The sequence below is a fragment of the Methanosarcina sp. 1.H.T.1A.1 genome, assembly GCF_000979295.1.
Lineage (GTDB): Archaea > Halobacteriota > Methanosarcinia > Methanosarcinales > Methanosarcinaceae > Methanosarcina.
Genome location: NZ_JJQY01000092.1, coordinates 48629 through 66414 on the forward strand (window position 1 = coordinate 48629; position 17786 = coordinate 66414).

Below are 17786 nucleotides of genomic sequence, written 5' to 3' on the forward strand. Positions count from 1 at the left end.
TTTCCCTTTTCTCCGGGATAGCCTGGATGGCATTCATGGAGAGCTGAATTTGGGATGGAAATTCCAGAAAGCAGGGTTTACTGTAATTATTTTTATTATAATTCTTTTTTTGCTGCTGAGCAGCGGCTGTCTAAAAGAAGGTACAGATTTTAAAAAGCCCGGCGGTGGGGCTGAAATAGAAAGCAGAGATTCTGCAGGACCTGAGGCAGATATTCAGAAACACCAGCTATCTACTGTTGTTGCTATCTATATGGTTGGAAGTGACCTTGAGTCTTCAAACAAATATGCCAGCAAGGATATCCTCGAAATAATTGATGGTGCCTCCACGCTGAACGTGGAAGATACTGAAATTCTTATAGCTTATGGAGGAGCTTCTGCAGAGGGATGGGAGGGTATGACAATCGCAGAGCTTGAGGATCTCAGAAAGGACGGAGAGGACGGGACCATAGGCAATGGGGGCATCCACAGAAAGACATATCCCCACGCAAACATGGGAGATGCCGCAGGGCTTGAAACCTTTCTTTCATATATTCGAGAAAACTATGAGAGTGAAAGTACCCTGCTTATTTTCTGGGACCATGGAGATGCTTACAGGGGGGTTTGCTTTGACGAGAATCATGGTTATGACAGGCTGGAGCTTCCTGAACTGAGTGACACTCTTAAAGCCTCAGGAATGCATTTTGACCTTATTGGTTTTGATGCCTGCCTCATGTCCACCCTTGAGCTTGCAAGCGCGGTTAAGCCTTCTGCAGATTACATGCTCGCCTCCGAATCAATCGAACCTACCCATGGCTGGGACTATGTTGCTTTCATAGGTTATGTCTCAGAAAATCCCAGAGCCCCTACAGAAGAAATAGGAAGGGTTATCATTGACAGCTATCTGGAGAATTCCTCTCATGTGCCCCCCAGAACCCTTTCTCTCCTTGACCTCTCAAAAACCGATGAAGTACTGCAGAATATCGATAGGCTTGCAGATGATATGGGTACAAGCGTTTCAAACCCGGAAGGGTATTGTGGACTTGGGGCATCTCTTACGAAAGCCCGGAAGTTCGGGGTAGAACCAAAGAAAGGATCTGAAATCTCAATGGACCTGAAGAGTTTTGCCCTGAGAATCGGAGAGGAAATGCCGGAACTTGCAGGCAGGTCTGAAGCTCTCATAAAATCGCTTGAAGATTTTGTTATTTACTCAAGGCAGGACGGCACAATGCCTGGTGCATATGGAGTCTCCGTATATTCTCCCCAGACTCAGGACAATTACTCTAAATATTACGGCAGGGTTTCCATTTCCGAAGCATGGTCGGAATTTCTTGATGGCTATTCTGTGAGAACCTGTGCGGACTTTACAGAACCCGGCATCTCAAAATCCGGAGATTCCTTTTCAGTAAAAGACGATTCCGGGCTGGCTTCGGTAGACCAGGTTTACTTCATAGCCTCTCCGGAAGGCCCGGTCCTCATAGGAAGAATGCCCCTCACCTGTTCAGGGGGCACGAACTACAGCCTCCCTGCCTGGGGAGGGGAATGGATCTTTATAGAGAACTCCAAAACAGGGAAAAGCTCTCTTATTTATGCAGCCTGTGGAGGAGAAAGCGAAAATGGAAACAGGATACTTACTACCGAACTGGGGCTTCAAAGAGATGGAAAGTTCAGATCCTGTCTTGCCCAGCTTTACCTGGATACTCTCAACAGGACTGTCAGAGTTTACATGAATCCCTACGAAGTCCTGAATAACGGAAACATCCTATTCTCAAAAGAAGTGCTTGACCCGGAACCCGGAGATATTATTACTACATACGCTCCTGTCTACGGAGAAGCCGGCATTAAGGACTGGACAACACTTGGCAGGCTTAAGATGGATGAAAATACGGCTTTTGTCTATGAATTTCTGCCTGAAGGGACCTATTATACCGCACTCTATGCAGAAGATTACCGCCTGAACTTCAATATGAGCGAACCTGCGGAGATTATCCTGGAATAATTTCCTGAAAATTCCCCCATTGAATAATCTCCTGAAAATCTCTTTCCTGGAATAATTTCCTGTAAATCCTCTTTTTAACTCCCTTCCATCTCAAAAGGCCGTTAATCTGGCAACAAGCATAAAACTTCAGTACACATAAAGCCTATTGTCCAGTAGATGGAGATACTGGTAGCGAGATAAAGGTAGTAACAGGTATCACCGAATAAACCCGCTTGAGGATAGTAACTGCCCGGAGGCAGTAAAAGAGATAGAGTAAAAGTAAAGAAGCCTGAGGCTAAAAAAGAGTTTCATACACCAGAGGAAAAAATATGGGCACGGATATAGGAGATCTGCTTCAGAAAAGAAAAATAGAGCTTTCAGACCTCTCAAACCGGGTGGTTGCAATTGATGCATTTAACACCCTTCACCAGTTTTTGAGCATTATCCGCCAGAGAGACGGAAGTCCCCTGGTTAATTCAAGCGGGAAAGTGACCTCACACCTCTCCGGGCTGCTCTACAGGACAGCAAGCCTTGTTGAAGCTGGTATCAAACCTATTTTCATTTTTGATGGTAAACCCCCTGACCTGAAATCCGGGACCCTGGACCGAAGGAAAGACATTAGAGAATCTTCACGGGAGAAGTGGGAAAATGCAAAGGCAGAAGGGGATCTTGAAGCTGCTTATAAGTATGCTCAGGCTTCTTCAAAGGTTGACCAGGACATCGTTGAAGATTCAAAATACCTCCTCGGTATAATGGGCATTCCATGGATACAGGCTCCCTGTGAAGGGGAAGCACAGGCTGCCTATATGGTCCTTAAAAAGGATGCGGATTGTGTTGCTTCCCAGGACTACGATTCCTTCCTTTTCGGAGCACCGAGCGTCGTCCGCAACATGGCTGTCACCGGAAAACGCAAGCTCCCTGGAAAGAATGTATATGTTGATGTCGGACTTGAAATGATTGAACTCGATGAAACCCTCGAGGCTCTGGGGGTCAACAGGGACCAACTTATCGATATTGCAATCTGTGTGGGTACGGATTATAACAAAGGACTGGAAAAAGTGGGTCCTAAAACAGCCCTTAAACTGATAAAAAAGCATGGAGATATCCACGCCGTGCTCAGGGAAAAAGGGGTGGAAATCGAAGGTCTGGACAGTATAAAAGAACTTTTCACCCATCCTGATGTTACGGACGACTATGAAATCAAATGGGGCAAGCCTGATTCCGAAAAACTCATCAAATTCCTCTGCGAGGAGAATGACTTCTCCGTAGACAGGATCGAAAAAGCTGTAGACCGCCTTAAAGCGGCTTCAGGGGCCAGGCAGAAAACCCTTGACCAGTGGTTCTAAAGAGTTTTAAGGGCTCAATAGGTATTCCCACCCCCACAGATCCCTTCTTTACATTTTCATTACATTGAATCCATTACTTGTGAAAGTCTCGTCGTCAGAAAATCTCGTCGTCAGAGATATGCAGGCAGGGTGGTCTGAGATTGACAAAATCTGAACCGGAGCATTCAGGAGAAGAACACTCATATTCCCATGCCCACGGAGTTGTGGACCCCGAACTTCTTTCCACGGATAGGGGGCTTTTTGCTGTCAAATGGTCCTTTGCCGGCTTGATGCTAACTGCGCTCTTTCAAATTCTTGTAGTATGGGTTTCGGGAAGTGTAGCCCTTCTTGCCGATACCATTCATAACTTCGGAGATGCCGCAACTGCAATCCCACTGGGATTTGCCTTCCTGCTCTCCAGAAAAAAACCCAACAAAAGTTTTACTTACGGTTACGGAAGGGCAGAAGATCTCGCAGGTCTGTTAATTGTTTTCCTTGTCTTTCTCAGTGCTGCAGTTGCAGCTTATGAATCGGTTCACCGGCTTCTCTCCCCACAGCCTGTTGATTATCTATGGGCTGTGGCTGCAGCTTCAATTATTGGTTTTCTGGGAAATGAACTTGTGGCAAAGTTCAGGATCAGGGTAGGGAAAGAAATTGGAAGCGCTGCCCTTGTTGCCGACGGATACCATGCCCGAGCAGACGGATTTACCAGCCTTGCCGTGCTTTTCGGAGCCCTTGGCGTCTGGCTGGGGTATCCTCTCGCAGACCCGATAATCGGGCTCCTGATCACAGTTGCAATCCTCCGCATAGTATGGGAAGCAGGCAAATCTGTTTTTTCCCGCATGCTGGATGGGGTTGACCCTCGGATTGTTGATGATATCCGGCAGGTGGTCAGCCAGGTAAAAGATGTGAGGGATATTACAGAGATAAGAGTGCGCTGGTTAGGGCACAGGCTTTATGCTGAAGTTAACATCGCAGTAGAATCCGGACTCTCTGTTAAGGAAGGGCATGAGATCGCGGTAAACGTGAGGCACAGGATGCTTCATGGTCTGAATTATCTGTCAAACGCAGTTGTACACGTAGATCCTCTGGGAGCGTCCGGAGAGGCCTTTCATCGCATTCCGGGACATGACCCCGATATTCCACCTGCTAATTCTCACTGAACCTGGAGTATTCCGGACTTTAAAGGACATCAAAATTCTTTAACCCGGAATTTAGCTCAGACTTAAATATCAGACTTAAATATCAGACTTTAGAGACCTCTGCCCCGCTGTTCTTTGCTCGAGTCATCATTGTGATTCCACCTACCGATTCATCAAGCATTTTCTGGACTTCTGCCTGAAGTTGCCTGCCTTCTTCCCTGTTATCCACAAAGGCATAAACTACAGGTCCAAAAGAGCTTACTCCAGCCCCGTAACTCCGGCTGCGCATAAAAGAGGCAATGTTCTTCACGAAGTCGGGCCAGATCAGGCTCTCCCTTTTGTTAAAACCTACTGTCTGGACATGGTTTACCGCAGCCCCGAAGTTTTCAATGTCCCCCTCTATTACTGCAGGCATCATCTTCATGAGTACCATATGTGCAACCTCCCTGACCTCCTCTATCGGGAGGGGGCAGAATTCCTGAAACACATTGATCTCTTGCTGGTCATACATGCCTTTCTCATTGGGAACTGCAATAACTATATCCCAATCAGGGAAATCTTCTCTGAAAAGTACAGGCCCGGGCGGCACCCTGCTGGCGGCCGAAGGCATAAAAGCCCCTTTGTCTTTGAACCTGTGCCCTCCATCAACTATGAATCCCCCCTTCTCAAAAGCAGTTACTCCTATACCCGAGGTTCCTCCCCTTTTTACTGCAAATGCAAGTTCTCTAACGCTTTTTCCAAGCCCGTACAGTTCATTCACAGCTGCTGCCGCAGCCAGGGCAGACTGGGTACCTGATCCAAAGCCCACATGAGCAGGAATCAGTTCTTCTACATGAATTCTGACCCCTTTTCCTTCTGGAAGCAGGGATTCTGCGGCTTTTCTCATGCGGTCGGCAAATCCCTGAAGCCCCTCGATCTTGATTCCATCAGCTTCTACTGCAGTAACTTTTATGTTAGGGGAGGAAAGGGTCAGCCCTGCTCCCCCATCCACCCTCCCGATCTCACCATTCATATCGATAAGGGTTATGTGAAGCCGACTGGGAGTAGTTATTTTGATCATGTGTAGTACAACCCCAAAGAGTACATTTGTGGTTTTTATAATATGTTCACGATATTTACTTTCTATTGTAGCTGCTGATATTTAATCTTTTTAAAAAAATCCTGCCTGGAAAGTCAGTATTGATTATAAAAACCGATGCAGGGAACTCTTTAAAAAAATGAGATTATGAGAAAAGAACCGGGCAGAAACCCAAATGAAATAAAATCAGTAATAAAAAGTATTAACGAAACCCCACTCAATATGAGTAGATATAAGGAGTTAGGGAAGAGAATGAGAAGAATTCGAAGAGCGACAGAAAAAACCGGTAAGAAAACAACAGGTCATCCATTGTTACCTGGTTGATGTTTTTGAGTACAAAAAACAACGTCAGCTCGGGCGGAGGCGCTTATATTAACCTGAATTGAAAAACACCGGGGTTAAGGAAAGTATCTATCTGGCTGACATGCCGGCCCCAGCCCCTTACGGCGCATGGGGAGAAAACTGAAAGCTTCCTTCTTGGATTCCGGAATAGATCAACCAATTAATCGGGAACCACCCCCCAACAGGAAAAAAATAGAATTAAACCGAAAAAAGGCAAATATTAAAAACCGCAGAAAAACCTTAAGGGTGCAAACAGGAAGAAAAGAAAATGAGAACTGAAATCTAAAGAGAAAAAGAGAGAGTGAAAAGAAGCAAAAAGAAAATTAAATGAAAATAAAAAGCACTGGTTTTTTTCGTTACTGCTTCCTTTCCTTACTATTGCCCTTAACTTTATCTTTACCGTCACTCTTTTACAACTAACGATTTGCCTTTCATATCTTCGGGTTTAGGGATCCCGAGAAGATCCAGGAGAGTGGGAGCAAGGTCAGACAGTTTCCCGTTCTCAAGGGCTTTTACTTCGCCGTTTCCTGCGTAAATGCATCTGACATTATTTGACGTATGAGCTGTATGCGGCTCTCCGGTATGCGGATTTTCCATCTGTTCGGCATTTCCGTGGTCTGCAGTTATAAGTGCTACACCCCCTGCATTTTCCAGAGCCTCCGTAATCCTGCCCACGCAGTGATCCACAGTTTCTACTGCCTGTACAGCAGCTTCAAAAATTCCGGTGTGCCCGACCATATCCATATTTGCGAAATTGAGTATAATTACATCATACGTTCCTGACTGAATTCTCCTGATCACCTCATCCGCAACTTCATATGCACTCATCTCGGGCTTGAGGTCATAGGTGGCAATCTTCGGCGAGGGAATCAGGCAGCGATCTTCCCCCTCATAGCATTTTTCCTGCCCGCCGTTCAGGAAAAAGGTCACATGGGCGTATTTCTCGGTTTCTGCAATTCGAAGCTGGACAAGCCCTTGCTTGCTAAGTACTTCTCCAAGCACATTTTCCAGTTTTTCAGGTGGAAAGGCAATAGGCAAATCCAGAGTTTCATCATACTGTGCCATGCAGACATAGTGAACCTTCGGGTGTTTTTCCCTGACGAAACCTTCAAAATCATCTTTTACAAAAGCCCAGGTAAGCTGACGTGCCCGATCAGGCCTGAAATTGAAGAAGATTATTGAATCATTGTCCTGTATGACTGCCTCAGGATTCCCTTCAGGGTCAGTGACTATAGTGGGTTTTACAAATTCGTCAGTTTCTCCCCTATCATAGGCTTCAGAAACTGCAGTTTCAGCATTAATGGCTGTATGCGGGGCTACCCCACGAGTCAGGGCATCATAGGCAAGTTTTGTCCTCTCCCAGCGCGTATCCCGGTCCATTGCGTAGTAACGCCCTGATACTGTCGCGATCCTGGCACTCCCGCTTTTCTTACAAAACGCATCAAGTTCCCTGATATCTGCAAGAGCAGCTTTAGGGGGTACGTCCCTCCCATCCAGAAAAGCATGTATGTATACTTTTTTTAGCCCATTTTCCTGTGCAAGTTTGATAAGGGCATGAAGGTGGGTCATATAACTGTGAACGCCTCCGTAAGAGACAAGCCCCATGAGGTGCAGGCTTGAATCATTGCGCTTTGCGTTTGAAATTGCATTCAGCAAAACAGAATTTTTGAAAAAGTCTCCGTTCCTGACAGAGAGGTTTATTCTTGTAAGGTCCTGGTAAACAACTCTTCCTGCCCCTATATTCAGATGGCCGACTTCAGAGTTCCCCATCTGACCTTCTGGCAGACCTACGGCTTCCCCTGATGATTCTAAAAAGCACCATGGGTATTCTTTCAACAGGCGATCGAGGTTTGGAGTTCTGGCTGCCAGAATAGCATTTCCTTCTTCGGCTTCCCTGTAGCCCCAGCCATCAAGGATCATAAGCATAAGAGGTCTTCTTGCCTGAGTCATATGAAGGGAATTCCACACATGTTCATAAATAGCTTGTTATGAAACTCCATAATATCCGATCATAAGAGTCTCTAATAGCTGCACATAAAATTATGTATTATATATTTATGATGTATTAAAAATTTATTTACTGTCCGTAAATATAAGTATTAATAATTACATACTAAATTAAAAGGTAAAAAGAGACATCAAAAACGGCAGAGTGTCTCTATGTAGTTTTTATAGGAAGTTCAGGCGAAATCTCCGATTAACGGGAAGGAGGATTGGATTTTATGAGTCAAAGCGTCAAGGATATTACAAATATTAGTAGTGTAAAGATAGCGGATTTAACCGCAAACCCTGCTCCTCTGGGTTTGATGGGTTTCGGAATGACAACTGTGCTTTTGAATATACACAATGCAGGCTTCTATCCGATGAATTCGATGATCCTATCTATGGGCATTTTCTATGGTGGATTAGCTCAGGTCATTGCAGGGATCGAGGAATGGAAAAAAGGCAATACGTTCGGAGCCACGGCTTTTACATCATATGGGCTTTTCTGGCTTTCTCTTGTGGGCCTTGTTTTAATCCCTAAGTCTGAAGGCTATTCAATGTTTGCTACTGAGGCGTTCCCATTTGCCGCATACCTCTTCATGTGGGGAGTTTTCACCCTTTTCATGTTCATAGGCACACTAAAAGGCTCAAGGGCTCTCTCTGTTGTTTTCCTGACTCTTACAATCCTGTTCTTCTTGCTGGCCGCAGGAAACTACCTTGGCAGTGCAGCAATACTCAAAATCGCTGGTTATGAAGGAATCCTTACAGGACTTTCAGCCATTTACACTGCCATGGGCCAGGTACTGAATGAGGCTTACGGGAAAAAGATGGTTCCTCTCTGAAAAAGCGTGTGACAGTTAAGGAATATTTTTTCGGGCTCTTAAGCCCGGATTTTTTTATATTAAACTTTCATACTCATTTATTCTCCATTATCTATTTTATCAGCTATTTTTAGTGGACTTATTTTTTTGACTATATCTATTTATTAGCTGTTTTTATCGCCTATTTTTTGTGTATATTTTTTGCCCATTTTTATCGCGGTCATTTAGTTCGGATCGCTTTTTGACATAGAGTATTTGGTCTCATATATTTATGAGATTTTTTAGAAAAATACTTATTTCTTAATACGCATTTGTTTTTTTATATTATTCGTATTAAAACTAAGCAAATTAACGAGGAAGCAGAATGGATATAAAAATCGACTGGAATGAGCTCTGGAAAGAAAGAATGGAGTTGCAGAGTAAAACGCAGATGAATACTGATTGCACAAACATGTGGAAAAGGAAAGAGAACGCCAGACGTTTCTGGGAAATGTCTCTGGAAAATAAGGATAGGATTGAAAAAACCCTGACTGGGATGGTTCTTTCCCCGGAGTCCAGAGTCCTTGACATCGGGGCAGGCCCCGGAAGCCTGGCAATTCCTCTTGCGGAGAGAGTTGCACATGTAACAGCAGTCGAGCCTGCAGAAGGGATGATGGAGATTCTGAAACAAAATATCGAGACTTACGGAATAAGGAATATCGATTGCGTCTATAAAGACTGGGAAACTGTTGATACAGAGCCTGACCTCTGCCCCCCTTATGATGTCGTGTTTGCATCTTACTCCCTGGGCATGAAAGATATCCGGGCCTCAATCCAAAAAATGATTGACGTGTCTTCAGGATATGTTTACCTTTACTGGTTTGCAGGAGATACGTCCTGGGACATACACTCTCGAAAACTCTGGCCCATCCTGCACGAGTGTGAGTACAGGCAGGGCCCAAAGGCAGACGTTCTTTACAACGTACTCTACGATATGGGAATCTATCCAGATGTGAAGGTATTTCCTTTTGAACACAAAAACCGCTTTAAAAATCTCGAAGAAGCTCTTGAGCACTTTAAGCCTCAATATGCCGCATTTTCACCTGAGCAGGAAGAAATTCTCAGGTCTTACCTTCAGGAAGTACTTGAGGAAGAGAATGGGGCTCTCGTACAGAAGGGCTGGAGTACAAGGGTAAAGATGTGGTGGAAAGTCTCTGCCTTTTAAAAGAAAAAGATTTCGAGTACAATAATTCAAATGTCCCTTGCGGGATAAAATATATATGTGAATATTATTACTAAAAATAGTTTACGAAACTGAGATATAGTAGTATTTCACGTGCGCCCTCCGTGAAAACTTCCACATATAAGGTTCAGACAAGGTCTTTTTGCCCTCCATAAAAAAAGGGAGGGCAAAGTTATCATGCCCTCTTTTGCTTGTGTTTTTGCATATTTTTGCCTGTATTTTTTCCCGAACTCTGGCGCTTGCTCAAAGAGATGAGATACAAAGCGCAACCATAAAGATCCCGAAATCCATTCCCGTGCTACTCAGGATCTGATGTTTCACAAAAATTATGTATGTTATCGTTAGGAAAATTGTCAATCCGGCGACAACCTCATTTTGGGTCATTTTTGTTTTCACGAAGATTAAATATTCGTTATAAATTTGCCGTCGACACTCAGAGTACAGGGTTGATCCTGTAGAATTACACGTTTTTTGCGCGTTCAAGTTTTTAGAATAACGTATCCCGTTGCTTTTTTTAAAAAGTTCTGATCGAATAGTTTATCTGTATAAATATAATTGATAGTTAATCCACACAATTGTTAGTTCAATGAGATACAAATTGTTTAATGGTTTATTCATTATACAGATCTGCCCATATTATAGTGAAATAATTATATTTAAAAGTCAGACTGTATTAGTTTCATGAGCTCCAATGAATTTTCTGGAAGTTTTGGACACATTTTCAAGTACCGTAGAACGACTAACCCTGAATGTAAAAAGGAAAATGCCACCATTGAACTGTTGAAAAGTTCTATTTTAGTTGCATTCTCAGGTGCATTAAGAATACACCTCGCATTTCTATTACTCCATATTCAATCAAGTATACTAACCTGCATTGCAGGTGGTCTAATAATTTATACTGTATACACACTTGACAGAGCTTTGGGAGCCGAAGAAGACACCGTAAACCGGACGGAACTGAATGGCTCGAATAAAAAAGTTGGACTCGCGATTTCACTGCTGGCTTTTATTATAGGAACTTATATACTGGCAAAAGAGGGAATTCTTACACTTGCGTTCATACCTTTCATAACTGGCTATCTTTACAGTAAAGGCATAAAAATCGGCAAGTTCGCTTTGAAACTCAAAGGAGGACTTGGAATTAAGAATATTGTTGTGGGGCTTACATGGGGTATTTTTATTGCAGGCCTTGCAGGCAGTGGGTGTGGGAATCTGGTCCCTATTGTTCTGGTTTTTATTTTCTTTGGAGTCAAACTCTTTATTAACTCTGCCATCTATGATTTCAAGGACATTAAAGGAGATACTCTTGCAGGTATCAAGACCCTTCCCGTGAGCCTCGGAACACAGAAAACCCGCAATCTTCTCACTGCCATGCACCTTCTCTCCCACCTGGCACTCGGGATTGCCCTTATCCATGGAGTCCTTGCTTTCGAACCCCTTATAGTTCTCTACAGTTTCATTTGCGGGCTGATATGCATCCAGAACTTTACAAATTCTGAGGATGAGAAACTTTCTTCCAGAAAACTTGAAAGGACTTTTCTTGTGGACGGAGAATCAACTTCGATTCTTGGACTCAGGATGATTGCAAGCGCTCTGATTGCATAAGACCTGACTGTACAAAAGATTCTAATAAAAAAACTATGATAAAAGACTCGATCTGATACTTGATCTGATACATGATCTGATACATGATCTGATACTTGATCTGATACTTGATCTGAGAATACATCTGGAGCCTGAAGTAATATAAAACTTTTACAAAAAGTATTAGTAAAAAAGATCTGTCGAAAGCCTGTTTAAATAGGCTTTAAACAGGTTAGACTGAAGATCAAACGTCTTCAGCCATACTTCCAATTCTGTTTTTCAGCATTTTCCTCTTTAGACTCTCGGAAGATCTGTTACCTCAGGACATTACAACCCTTCAGTTTACAGACTCTTTATCTCGACTGCACTCTCTTTGTAATGTTTAAAAAGGTCTTCTCCCCATTTAAGTGATAAAGAGTCAAAACCCACAAGGTCACTTCTCGGGTCAAAGGTTCCATTTTTGAAAAACAGTGAGAGCGACATAAACCTGTCTGTTACGACAAAAGCTACCTTTGCGCTGTCGTAGACATGGAAACTTGTGTGTTTGTACTTAAGAAACTCTTCAATTTCAGCGTTATGCTCGCTTTTTATTTTAAAAAAGACATTTGGTGTAACAATTATGGAGATCGGGATGTTCCTGCGGGCCATCTCAAGAAACATCGATGGATAGCTGGGAAGAAAAATGGATGCAAACCCCATAAAACGACCGGAAGTCAGGACATTTTCCATGAACGCCTTATGGGAATCATAAATATGTTCATGTTCGTCCTTTATAACTCTGCACTCCTTTAGCTCTTGAATTCTATTTAGCAACATATCAGGAACTGCTATAAGGTCATGTTCTCTCCAGAAGTCTTCGTTTGCTTCGATAGCTGTCAGAGTGTCAAGGAAAGGTTTGTAATATATAGCTGCAACTTTCCCCAGAGAAGTCAGCTGATACAGTCCTTCCTGTCTGACAATTAAATTCGCGGTTTCCATTTCCTTCAGGCGAGGTAGAATCTCCGGTGATTTTACATCGAAGTAGTCCCTGATCTCCGAAAGGGTTTTTGGGCTCCCCTGAAGTAGAAATAAAATATCTTTTCGTTTTTCAGAAAAGGTTAGAATGCTTAAAAGTCCAGTTGATTTCACACATATCAGCCCGTGATTTTTTATAATGTATTTAGAGAAATTGGAGAGTTATTATGGAAAAATAAGTTCTCCGACTTTGATTTGAAGCGAAGGTAATTTGATTTTTTTAATTTTTATCATCTTTTATATTGAATTGAGGTGGCAGTTATATCAGGGTGATATAATATTGCTAGAATGGTATACGAATTCAAGATATATTATCTTTTTCAAGAGTAGACTTGATTCTTAATAATTTTTGATGATATTTAGAGATTATATGTACCAGTCTTTCGAAAACGTAAGATATCCAGTTGGGAAATATTTAACACTTTACAAAAAATATTCGTGTGATAATGATATAAAATGATTCTACTAATATACGGATTAAAGGTACATATTCAGCCAGCAGGCTGAAAATCATGGATAAAAAATTGATATTTGATGTAGCCTTTCGAGAAATTATTAATGAAAGTACGCAAATCCAGCAGTGAAATAAATGTGTACGCAAGTGTATTAATTAATTAAAAAAGTAATTGGTTAATTAAACCCTCATATACAGCACACTTAAGTAAGAATAGATAAAAACTTCAACTCCGGCAAAGCTATTATCTTTAAAATCATGCTGTTCTGAAAAATAAGCTTAAACTGCCGTTCTGAAAAATAAGCTTCAACTGAGATTCTGAAAAATAAGCTTAAAATGAGATTCTGAAAAATAAGCTTAAAATGAGATTCTGAAAAATAAGCTTAAAATGAGAATGTACCCTGCCCTTAAATGCAGGGTACTCGAGTTTTTACATTGAGCTCAAGTGTATACCTTGAGTTTTTCGTTGTCTTTACTGATATTTCAATGAAGGAAATGCCGCATGCCTGTAAAAACCAGGGAAACTCCAAGTCGGTTTGCAGTAGCAATAACCTCATTGTCCCTGATCGACCCACCGGGGGAAACAATATAGCGGATGTTGTTTTCTGCTGCATAGACTACGCTATCATCAAAGGGGAAGAAAGCGTCTGATGCCATTACACATTCTAACATAATCTTCTGGCAGTACTCTTCGAAGGGTGCAGCAGGCTGCTCACGTTCATAGATTACCTTTAGATTTTCAACTGCCTTTGTAGCTGCCAGTTTGCGGATCGAGTCCACCCTGTTAGGCTGCCCTGCTCCCATACCCAGTGCCATGAAGTATCCAGGTTCGTATTCGTGAGCAAGGGTCACAGCATTGGATTTTGTAGCTTTGCAGGCTTTAAGGCAGAACTCCGAGAGGGCGCGTTTGTCCTCAGGATAGGGGATTTCAGTAACATACTCCCATTTTTCGTAGATCCCCATATCACGGCTCTGCTTAAGCATGCCCCCGATTACGTATTTGTAGGTGTATTCCGTCCCGAAAACCTCTCTGAGTTCCGGAAGTTTCAGGAGCCTCAGATTTTCACTTTTATTTTTCAGGTATTCAAGGGCATCAGGCTTGAAGTCAGGGGCGAGGATGATTTCGACGAATTTCCCATTCAGAAAAGTTGCAGCTTCAAGGTCAAAAGTCTCGTTTGTACAGATTATGCTTCCGTAAGCCGAAATCGGGTCTCCGTCCCAGGCAGCCTGCAGAGCCTGCAAGAGTGTGCCTCCAGTAGCAAGTCCGCATGGGTTATTGTGTTTTACAATTACCACAGCAGGAGAAGTATTTCCCAGTTCTTTGACCGTCTGAAGAGCATTGTCGGCGTCTACATAATTGTTGTAGGAAAGTTCTTTCCCGTGCAACTGGGCAGCTTTTGCCAGACTCGGACCTTCAATTTTAGGGTCTTTAAAAAAAGAGGCTTCCTGATGCCAGTTTTCCCCATAGCGAAGTTTTACGCCATTGGTATATTTCAGGCGCAGTACATCTTCTCCAAGCAGGGTCCTGCTCAGATAAGTATCAATGGCTGCATCATAATCAGCCGTATGCCTGAAAGCTTTAACCGCAAGATCAGCACGGGTTTTGTCGGAGATAATTCCGCTTGAGCGCAGTTCCGTAAGGACATGCCCGTAGTCCGAAGGGTCAGATATCACCGTTACCGAGCGATAGTTCTTGGCTGCCGAGCGGAGAAGGGTAGGACCCCCGATGTCTATGTTTTCGATGGCTTCTTCAAGTTCCACACCCTCTTTGGAAACCGTTACTTCAAAGGGGTACAGGTTTACGGCCACCAGATCGAGGAGGGAAATGTCTTCTTTTGCGGCCTCCGCCATCTGTTCTTTGCTGTCCCGCAGGCATAAGAGCCCACCATGAATTCTCGGGTGGAGAGTTTTGACTCTTCCCCCCATCATCTCCGGATAGCCTGTGACTTCCGCGACATCAGTAACCTCGATACCGGCATCACGAAGAATTTTCGCAGTCCCGCCTGTTGAGATGATCTTCACGCCGAGTGCTTCAAGCCCGCGTGCAAATTCCGTAATTCCTGTCTTGTCTGAAACGCTGAGCAATGCCCTTTTTACCAAAAAATCACCAATATATTTGGTTTAAAAATTATTAGCTATAAAACTTATGGTTTACATATTATTTTATTAATAAGAAACTTTTTTTTTGAAAAAAATCAGAGTTTAATTCCTCAAATACAACATTTCGGTTAACATTTAATCATGAATCTCTTGAGGTTCTAGTTCTTTAAGTTGTTGGTATTTTGGAACTATCTTTTCTGCCCCTCTACCATCAGGAACTTCTTTCAGGAAAAATTCAGATGAAATTCTTATTGCCTGGAAATAGAAAGAATAAGTGGTATAGGGGGATAGGGGTACAGAGTCATGACCCGGAAAAGGTCAAATAAAAAGAGATCCAGATGCCTTTAAGAAACCTGTTCTTGTGGTTAAGGCCGGGAAAATAAACACGGTAATGGAGTTCTTTGATGCCGGAGAAAAAACCGAAGAAATTGACACCTAATGAGCCCTTGCAGGAGTATGATATTCCTGACAACAGGCATAATTTTGACCGGGTATGGGCGCTTTTAAAGGAAGAGTACCCGGATGCAAAACCTTCTCTTAACTACAGCAACCCGCTGGAACTTCTTGTAGCAACCGTGCTCTCTGCTCAGTCAACGGATGTCCAGATTAACAGGGTAACTGAAAATTTGTTCAAAAAATACAGGACTGCCGAAGACTATGCCAGCGCAGACATAAGGGAACTTGAAATTGACATTTATTCCACAGGATTTTACAAAAACAAAGCAAAAAATATCAAAGCTACTGCGCAATTGATTGTCGAACGCTACGGTGGAGAAGTCCCGGAGACCATGGAAGAACTGGTAACCCTTCCCGGTGTTGGAAGAAAAACCGCAAATATAGTGCTTGCCAGGGCTTTTGGAGTAATAGAAGGGATTGCCGTCGATACCCACGTAAAAAGAGTATCAGGGAGGCTGGGCTTTACCAGGCACTCAGACCCGGTAAAAATTGAACAGGACCTTATATCACTTGCCCGAAAAGAAGATCTTGATTCAATTTCCATGACCTTTATTTATCACGGGAGGAAAGTTTGCCAGGCAAGAAAACCCAGATGCCATGTTTGTGTTGTAAAAGAGCTGTGTCCTTCCAGTATAATATTTATTGATGAGTAACCAGTGGAAGTTTTGTTCATGGGACACAAAAATATATTGATTGAAGAGAATATGGAAAGAAGCCTGCTGAAATACAGGACTTATGAAAAACTACAATGAAAAACCGCCTCTACCCGAAAGAAGGGCGGATTTTCAAAAAGGATAACGATTTTTTGCTCAGGCCTTTCTATTGAACACTTTTCCAAACCCGAAACTGATTGCCAGTACCGCTATAGTCCCTATGGCAATCGCCATAACTTCTCCACTTTTGCCCATACCTTCAATTGAATAGTCAGGCATTGGAGAACTTACTGCAGGTTCCATTTCTTCAAGTTGAGACATCTTTGATTCTTCAATAATGCCACCTGCTGCACTTTCAAGCCCATCGGGGTCTGGAGATGCGAGGAAGGGAGCCAGAACCGAAAGCAGAAGCGCAATTGCAATTCCAGCATAAAAGAATTTCAGGTTAGAGTTTCCGCTCATGCGTGAACCTCCTTCTTAGACTTATCCGATTTGACAGTGAAACTATCCTCAAGGAGATCAGGGCGGGATTTTGCAATCGCGGTGATTACAACTGCAGTGATCAGTCCCTCACCAATAAAACCAATTATCAGGTGATAGGTACCCATTGCCATAAGTCCCGTATCCAGGGGGAAGGTGCCCGCAAGCCACATCTGAACAGCACAGACCATTGCAGAGATAAAGAGCCCGAGCCAGGCGCCCCCGAAAGCTGCGACACTTGTGCCCACACTCTTGCGAAGGGCAGCATAAGTATAATACCCAACAAACCCGGAAACAACGCCCATATTCAGGATGTTTGCACCCATTGTGGTGATCCCACCGTCACCAAAGGCAAAACCCTGCACGAGCAGCACAAGCGTTAGAACGAGAACTCCTGCCCAGGGGCTTCCGAAAACAATTGCCACAAGGGCTGCCCCGACCATGTGTCCGCTAGTCCCCATCCCTATAGGAATATTCATTGCCTGGATAGCAAAGATTCCTGCTGCAAGGGCAGCGAGAATCGGTACTTTCATCTCGTCAAGCTCTTTTCGTGCCCATCTCATAGACATTATAATGAAAGGAAGGGCAATAACCCAGTAAATAACTGCCTGGCTTAAAGGTATAAACGAATCAGGTATATGCATATTTCATTTCCTCTTTCTATATTTAAATTTTAATTTACCCACTTGAGACTTTTTAGAGACTTTTTAATATATTCTGGAATCATCAAAATTTAGATTTGTTTTCAGTATCTTGTGACCGTAATAGATCAAAAACTCAGAAGAGATTACAAAGGCTCCTCCTTGTTCACGGCGTACATCCAAAAAATATTTTTAAGAATATTTTTCAGATGAGGATAAAAATCCCATAAAACAAAATTTGTAGAATTTTATAATGTGAATAAAGATCAGTTTATTAATCTATTACTACTGTTACTGTCATTCATTTTGGAACAAATTCTTTAAAGATTTTCCTATATCTTAGATAATTCAGTATTACATATATACATTTTGGTATTATTTTTTTAGACAATTATTTAGGGAAGTCATCTTCAGGACCTGTGTTTTTATTTTTAAATCAGATTAAATATTCCCATATTACCCACCAAGTCGAATATATATTCGCAGAAAAAAAGTTGGTGTTAATTTACATAGCCCCCATTTTTCAATGTATTTTTG

Annotated in this window: 14 protein-coding genes; 8 read left to right on the forward strand and 6 right to left on the reverse strand. The window is 42.7% G+C overall.

Features of this window, described 5'->3' with window-relative positions:
* The first annotated feature begins 49 nt into the window (after positions 1-49).
* From EO95_RS09205 to EO95_RS09215, 3 genes are all read left to right on the forward strand, one after another.
* The gene (locus EO95_RS09205) at positions 50-1975 is read left to right on the forward strand and encodes a clostripain-related cysteine peptidase (RefSeq protein WP_048134075.1); all 1926 of its coding nucleotides are present in this window, start codon (positions 50-52) and stop codon (positions 1973-1975) included.
* Between the two features lie 308 nt (positions 1976-2283).
* On the forward strand, positions 2284-3300 hold the full coding sequence (fen, locus tag EO95_RS09210; RefSeq protein WP_048134077.1) for a flap endonuclease-1: 1017 nt from the start codon (positions 2284-2286) through the stop codon (positions 3298-3300).
* Between the two features lie 134 nt (positions 3301-3434).
* Positions 3435-4442, forward strand: a complete 1008-nt coding sequence (locus tag EO95_RS09215; RefSeq protein ID WP_048134082.1) for a cation diffusion facilitator family transporter — start codon at positions 3435-3437, stop codon at positions 4440-4442.
* A gap of 82 nt (positions 4443-4524) precedes the next feature.
* Here the strand turns inward: EO95_RS09215 and EO95_RS09220 are convergent, their stop codons facing one another.
* Positions 4525-5481, reverse strand: a complete 957-nt coding sequence (locus tag EO95_RS09220) for a beta-ribofuranosylaminobenzene 5'-phosphate synthase (protein WP_048134083.1) — start codon at positions 5479-5481, stop codon at positions 4525-4527.
* A 165-nt stretch (positions 5482-5646) separates the two neighbouring features.
* Here EO95_RS09220 and EO95_RS17595 point away from each other — a divergent pair, with 165 nt between their 5' ends.
* Positions 5647-5823 carry a hypothetical protein gene (locus EO95_RS17595; RefSeq protein ID WP_156164028.1) on the forward strand — a complete coding sequence of 59 codons (177 nt, stop codon included), beginning with the start codon at positions 5647-5649 and terminating at the stop codon, positions 5821-5823.
* 420 nt (positions 5824-6243) lie between these two features.
* Here the strand turns inward: EO95_RS17595 and gpmI are convergent, their stop codons facing one another.
* Positions 6244-7791 (reverse strand): 2,3-bisphosphoglycerate-independent phosphoglycerate mutase, encoded by a 1548-nt coding sequence (gpmI, locus tag EO95_RS09225; protein WP_048134085.1) that lies wholly within the window; start codon positions 7789-7791, stop codon positions 6244-6246.
* A gap of 272 nt (positions 7792-8063) precedes the next feature.
* Here gpmI and EO95_RS09230 point away from each other — a divergent pair, with 272 nt between their 5' ends.
* The 3 genes from EO95_RS09230 (at position 8064) to EO95_RS09240 (ending at position 11472) form a co-directional block, all read left to right on the forward strand.
* Positions 8064-8666, forward strand: coding sequence for an acetate uptake transporter (locus EO95_RS09230; protein WP_048134088.1), 603 nt, complete (start codon positions 8064-8066; stop codon positions 8664-8666).
* A 343-nt stretch (positions 8667-9009) separates the two neighbouring features.
* A complete protein-coding gene (locus tag EO95_RS09235; protein WP_048134090.1) occupies positions 9010-9849 on the forward strand; it encodes a class I SAM-dependent methyltransferase in 840 nt (279 codons plus the stop codon).
* Between the two features lie 699 nt (positions 9850-10548).
* Positions 10549-11472, forward strand: a complete 924-nt coding sequence (locus tag EO95_RS09240) for a UbiA family prenyltransferase (RefSeq protein WP_048134091.1) — start codon at positions 10549-10551, stop codon at positions 11470-11472.
* 321 nt (positions 11473-11793) lie between these two features.
* Here EO95_RS09240 and EO95_RS09245 read toward each other — a convergent pair whose 3' ends face one another.
* Together EO95_RS09245 and purH are read right to left on the reverse strand one after the other, a co-directional pair.
* On the reverse strand, positions 11794-12579 hold the full coding sequence (locus tag EO95_RS09245; RefSeq protein WP_048134097.1) for a winged helix-turn-helix domain-containing protein: 786 nt from the start codon (positions 12577-12579) through the stop codon (positions 11794-11796).
* 823 nt (positions 12580-13402) lie between these two features.
* A complete protein-coding gene (gene purH / locus EO95_RS09250; RefSeq protein ID WP_048134099.1) occupies positions 13403-15019 on the reverse strand; it encodes a bifunctional phosphoribosylaminoimidazolecarboxamide formyltransferase/IMP cyclohydrolase in 1617 nt (538 codons plus the stop codon).
* 404 nt (positions 15020-15423) lie between these two features.
* Here purH and nth point away from each other — a divergent pair, with 404 nt between their 5' ends.
* Complete coding sequence (gene nth, locus EO95_RS09255; protein ID WP_048134101.1) at positions 15424-16128, forward strand: endonuclease III; 705 nt, start codon at positions 15424-15426, stop codon at positions 16126-16128.
* Between the two features lie 156 nt (positions 16129-16284).
* Here nth and EO95_RS09260 read toward each other — a convergent pair whose 3' ends face one another.
* On the reverse strand, positions 16285-16590 hold the full coding sequence (locus EO95_RS09260) for a PDGLE domain-containing protein (RefSeq protein WP_048134103.1): 306 nt from the start codon (positions 16588-16590) through the stop codon (positions 16285-16287).
* Positions 16587-17252 (reverse strand): cobalt transporter CbiM, encoded by a 666-nt coding sequence (cbiM, locus tag EO95_RS09265; protein WP_048134106.1) that lies wholly within the window; start codon positions 17250-17252, stop codon positions 16587-16589. Before cbiM ends, EO95_RS09260 begins: the two co-directional genes overlap by 4 nt.
* Positions 17253-17786 lie beyond the last annotated feature (534 nt).